The organism is Psychrilyobacter sp. (assembly GCF_049671765.1).
Taxonomy (GTDB): Bacteria; Fusobacteriota; Fusobacteriia; order Fusobacteriales; family Fusobacteriaceae; genus Psychrilyobacter.
Genome location: NZ_JBATVM010000250.1, coordinates 1 through 4,945 on the forward strand (window position 1 = coordinate 1; position 4,945 = coordinate 4,945).

The 4,945-nt window shown below is 28.9% G+C and carries 6 protein-coding genes; 3 read left to right on the forward strand and 3 right to left on the reverse strand.

The genetic code is table 11. The annotated features are described in order from the left end of the window. From WBG30_RS12000 to WBG30_RS12010, 3 genes are all read left to right on the forward strand, one after another. On the forward strand, positions 1-504 hold a 504-nt coding region (locus WBG30_RS12000), incomplete at its 5' end, for a substrate-binding domain-containing protein (protein ID WP_424504897.1). A 23-nt stretch (positions 505-527) separates the two neighbouring features. Beyond that, positions 528-2,012: a sugar ABC transporter ATP-binding protein gene (locus WBG30_RS12005; RefSeq protein ID WP_424504898.1), complete on the forward strand. Its 1,485-nt coding sequence runs from the start codon at positions 528-530 to the stop codon at positions 2,010-2,012. Continuing rightward, the gene (locus tag WBG30_RS12010; protein WP_424504899.1) at positions 2,013-2,984 is read left to right on the forward strand and encodes an ABC transporter permease; all 972 of its coding nucleotides are present in this window, start codon (positions 2,013-2,015) and stop codon (positions 2,982-2,984) included. Between the two features lie 225 nt (positions 2,985-3,209). On the opposite strand, the gene hepT is transcribed toward WBG30_RS12010, so the two are convergent. The 3 genes from hepT to WBG30_RS12025 all read right to left on the reverse strand — a co-directional run. After that, on the reverse strand, positions 3,210-3,617 hold the full coding sequence (gene hepT, locus WBG30_RS12015) for a type VII toxin-antitoxin system HepT family RNase toxin (protein ID WP_424504900.1): 408 nt from the start codon (positions 3,615-3,617) through the stop codon (positions 3,210-3,212). Further along, positions 3,605-4,000: a type VII toxin-antitoxin system MntA family adenylyltransferase antitoxin gene (gene mntA, locus WBG30_RS12020; RefSeq protein ID WP_424504901.1), complete on the reverse strand. Its 396-nt coding sequence runs from the start codon at positions 3,998-4,000 to the stop codon at positions 3,605-3,607. The genes hepT and mntA overlap by 13 nt, the downstream gene beginning before the upstream one ends. Positions 4,001-4,652: 652 nt before the next feature. Then, a partial coding sequence (locus WBG30_RS12025; RefSeq protein WP_424504902.1) for a hypothetical protein occupies positions 4,653-4,945 on the reverse strand: 293 nt, incomplete at its 5' end.

Consider the following 4,945-nt stretch of genomic DNA (forward strand, 5'->3'; position numbering starts at 1 on the left):
TCTAAAAAAGCAATTATCGGGATAATTGACCAAGTTGGAATTGATGCTGTTAATGATAGAGTTCAAGGATTTTTAAAAGGATTTACTACTACATTTCCTAATTCAGAATTAAGACAAAAAGTTAATGGATACGGTGTAAGAGAGAAAGCTTTAAAAGCTGCAGAAGATCTATTACAAGCTAACCCAGATATAAATATTGTGTTTGGAATTAATGATGATTCTGCACTAGCTGCAACAGATGCTTTTACTCAACTAGGAATTACTAGTCCTACAAAAGCTATAGTTGCTGGGGTAGATGGAAGTGAACCAGCAATTAATAAACTTAAAATGCCAAACAATGTTTACAAGATCGAAGTTGGTGGCTCTCCAAAATTAATGGCTGAGGAAACTTATAAAGTCCTTAAAGATGTTATGAATGGGAAAACTGAATTTAAGGAAGTTATTGTTCCGTTTACACTAATTGATGATAAAAATGCAGATAAATGGTTAAAAGAGAACTTTTAAAATTTAAATATAGGAGATAATTTATGGAAAATTTAATGGTTGCTCAGGGAATAACCAAAATATTCCCTGGTGTAAAAGCACTAGATTCGGTCAATTTATCTGTAAAAAAAGGAGAAATCCACTGTATTATGGGTGAAAATGGTGCTGGAAAATCTACCCTTATTAAAACTTTAACAGGAGTCTATCCTCTTGATGGTGGAACTATTCATTTTAAAGGTAAAAAATTAACAAGTCTTACTCCACAATGTGCTATAGATAAAGGGATATCAGTTGTTCATCAAGATTTAAATACTTTAGAATTTTTAACTATTGAAGAAAATATAACGTTAGGGAGAGAAATATCCAAAAAAGGATTTATCAACAAACAAAAAAATATTGATTTTGTTCTACCTTTTTTAAAAGAAGTTCATCTTGAATGTAGTCCACAAATTTATATGAATGAGCTAAGTGTCGCAAATAAACAGTTAGTTATTATTGCAAAAGCACTTTCTCAAAATGCTTCATTAATTATTTTTGATGAACCTACAACTATGTTATCTGAAAAAGAAGTTACTAATCTTTTCAATATAATCAAAAAATTAAAAGAAAAAGGTATTGGGATTATCTATATCACTCATAGAATGAATGAAATTTATAGTATTGGGGATAGAATTTCTATTTTAAAAGACGGTAGTAATGTTTCGACTCATCTTATTAACGAAATAACCATGGATGAGATATGCAATAAAATGGTTGGTAGAGAATTATCATTAGTTTTCCCTCCAAAGAGTACACCATCTTCAGAAGAAATTTTAAGATTAGAAAAAATTTATACTGAAAACATTTCGGATATTACATTTTCTTTGAGAAAAGGAGAAGTATTAGGTATTGCTGGTCTAGTTGGTTCAGGAAGAACAGAAATTTTAAATGCAATATTTGGTGTTGATAAAATTTTAAAAGGAGATATTCACCTTAACGGAAAACTTCTTAAGAGAAAGCATATAAGGGAGTCTTTAGAATATGGAATTGCATATATCCCTGAAGACAGAAAAAGTAAGGGAATTATAGGAAAACACAGTATATTAGAAAATTTTTCTTTACTAAACTCAATGTTAGATCACCGTTTTGGATTTTATAACACTTCTAAAGAGAAAAAAATGTGTGATGAATATATCAAACAACTATCTATAAAAACTCCTAATATTGATGAAATTATTGGAAATCTTAGTGGTGGGAACCAACAAAAAGTAGTTTTAGCAAAATGGTTATCAATATCACCAAATATTATTTTACTTGATGAACCTACCCAAGGTATAGATGTTGGTTCAAAAGCTGAAATATATAACATTATCCACTCCTTAACATCAAAGGGGATCTCTATAATTCTTGTATCTTCTGAGCTAATTGAAATTATTAATCTCTGCAACCAAGTAATTGTAATGAAAAATAATAAAATATGTACAAAATTAGAAGGAAAAGAAATTACAGAAGAAAAAATTATATCTTATGCTATGGGAGTTGAGAGTTAGATGGTAAAATTGAATAAAAATAAACTTCAAAGTTTTATAACTTTAACAATATTAATAGGAATCGCAGCTTTTATGACTATTGCCAGTGATAAATTTTTGTCCCCTATTAATTTGACAAATATATTAAGACAAGTTTCGCTTACAGTTATTATTGCAGTAGCTGCTACATTTGTAATGATTTCAGGAGGATTAGATCTTTCTGTTGGAAGTGTTTTAGCTTTCTCTAGTGTTATTACAGCAAAATTAGCTGCTGCTGGATACCCAGTTTTTATGGCAGTTCTTATAGGAGTGTTGTGTGGTGGCGGATTTGGATTTCTTAATGGAATTCTAATTGTAAAAACTAAGATTCCACCAGTAATTGCAACTTTAGGTTCTATGTATATCGCTAGAGGACTGGCATTTATAGTCAGTAGTGGTGTTCCCATTGTTAATGGTATACCTAGTAATTATGGTTTTGCAATAGATCTAAAATTTTTAGGTATGTCTCTTATGATATGGATAATGATAATTGCATTTATAGTATTTTATATTATTTTAAACAAAACTCTCTTAGGAAAGTATACCTATGCAATTGGGGGAAACGTTACTACCGCATTACTGTCAGGAATAAATATTAATAAGGTTAAAATAATTATCTATACACTCACAGGATTATGTGCTGGAATAAGTGGAGTTCTTATGTCTTCTAGACTTTTTTCTGGAGATCCTAATATTGGAGTTGGATTTGAATTTGATGTAATTATAGCTATTTTTCTAGGAGGAGTTAGCGTTTCAGGAGGAGAAGGGAAACTAGGAGGAACTTTAGTTGGTGCTCTTATCGTCGCTGTTCTTACTAATGGAATGAATCTTATAGGAATTACATCATTTTATCAATATCTTGTTCAAGGAATTGTCTTAGTTTTTGCTGTAGTTCTTGATCTTACAATAAAAGGAAAAGGTTTAAGTTTAGGAACACCAAAGAAAACTGTTTAGCTAAAATATATTTACTCATATTCTAAGTTACATTTTTAAATTGAGAGGATATTTTAAACTATACAAAAACCTGTAGACTAGACACTAGAAAAAAAGTGTCAAAACCTACAGGTTTTTTGTATAATTAAAATCAAGTTTTAAGTAAACTTGTTTTTAATACTCATAGAATCCCATCAGAAGATGAAGGTCAGATTTTTTGCAAAAAAAAAAGAGATATCATCTCTTTTAAATAAATTTTTCTATTAAATTCTTGGTATATTCTCTAAAATCTCTTAAATGTTCCTTTATCACTATTTCAACTATAGTATAATCAATTCTCTGATATTGGTGTACAGCAACATTTCTAAATCCTACCATACCCTTCATAGATTTAAATATATTTTCATCTATAATACCTTCTTCTTTGAGTAGACCAAAAGCTCCTACACTATCTTTTGGAATTCCTAAACTTAGTTCTGAAACTAAAAACATAGCAAGATCTATACTTTGCTGACAAGCTCTTTGAAGGTTTAAAACAATTATATCCTGCATATCATAATCTTCCATATCAAAACTTTCCATAGATAATTTTTCTTCAATTCTTCTCACACATTTTTCTATTGATTCTATTTTTACTAAGATTACTTCTTCCATACATATCCCCTCTTTTTAATACTTTTTTTTACTATATCTATGTCTTCTCTATATTGATAATAACAAGATATAACCCCATATTTAAATTCATCTCTTTCCAAATTACTTCTACAAAATAAATTCTTTCCTGTAGTTACAATTTGATGCTTTAAAATAATATTTGCATCGAATAGATCTATCAAATCTATTTCTTTTTCTAATAGATCTACTAGTTCCATCTTATATTTATATTTTTCTTTAGATTCCATTGAAGTTTCTAATAAAACAGCTATATCTATATCACTCTCATCTCTATTTATATTTTTTGCATAAGAACCAAACAAATATAATAACTTAGGGTTTTTATCCATAAAATAATCAATTATTTTTTCTTGAATGGTCATAAAATCACACTGCCTTTTTATTTATATTTTTTATAATTTAAGTATTAATATTATACCATAAAAAAAGAGGAGAAGACTTTAAGATTTTCTTTTTTTGACACAGATTCCACAGATCTAAAACCTAAACCTTCATCACAAAGAAATAAGATAAAGAAAGGCTCTTTAGAATTTTTTTGTCACGAATTACACCAATGTAAAACATATTACTGCTATAGCATAGAAGTTTTTGAGATCTAGTTTAGAGATTCACTGAGGTTTTCTCTGGGAATCTCTTTTTTCCTTCGTGTATCTCCGTGTCCATTTTTTTCTTTTATCTGTTCTCTTCTTCGTGTTCATTAGTGTCATTCGTGACTACCTTTTCTTCTTGATTTTAACTATACACTTTCAACTTTCAACGGTACATTTTCAATTATTTTTTCACTCCTTACTTTCAAAAATACCTCCTAACTCTCCTCCTAAGCTCTCCTAAAAGCTTCCCCTTGTGATTATACCTTCACTATCCAAATTCAGCAAATAATAAAGCTCTAATTCCATTGGTACTATTGGGGTTAAGAGGGGATTTTAAAAAACGTCAGCTGATAAGAAAAAACGTCTAATGAGAAGACAAAGTGTCACCTCACTAGACGTTTTTAGGGTTTAAATAAAGGGTAAATTACAGTAATTTACAATCTACAATATATTTATATCCTTTTTCGTGTTTTTTTAAAATTTTTAAATTTGACAGTTTATTAATACAGCTATATATTGTAGCTCTAGAAACACCTAAATATTTAGAATATTCTGTCGGAGAAAATTCCAATAAAGTATTAGATTTTGCCAAAAGTACAATCATAAATACCTTCTCTGTTGAATTGAAATCCTTTCTTTCCAGTACACTCCTAATATGAATAATTGGATCAGATTTATTTTTTATAAGCATAAATTTCACCTCCAATCTATATAATT

What these genes read in the sequence shown, in the direction of transcription:
- mntA (WP_424504901.1), bottom strand. Translation starts at nt 4,000, where the DNA reads ATGACCATTCAAGAAAAAATAATTGATTATTTTATGGATAAAAACCCT.
- WBG30_RS12010 (WP_424504899.1), top strand. Translation starts at nt 2,013, where the DNA reads ATGGTAAAATTGAATAAAAATAAACTTCAAAGTTTTATAACTTTAACA.
- hepT (WP_424504900.1), bottom strand. Translation starts at nt 3,617, where the DNA reads ATGGAAGAAGTAATCTTAGTAAAAATAGAATCAATAGAAAAATGTGTG.
- WBG30_RS12005 (WP_424504898.1), top strand. Translation starts at nt 528, where the DNA reads ATGGAAAATTTAATGGTTGCTCAGGGAATAACCAAAATATTCCCTGGT.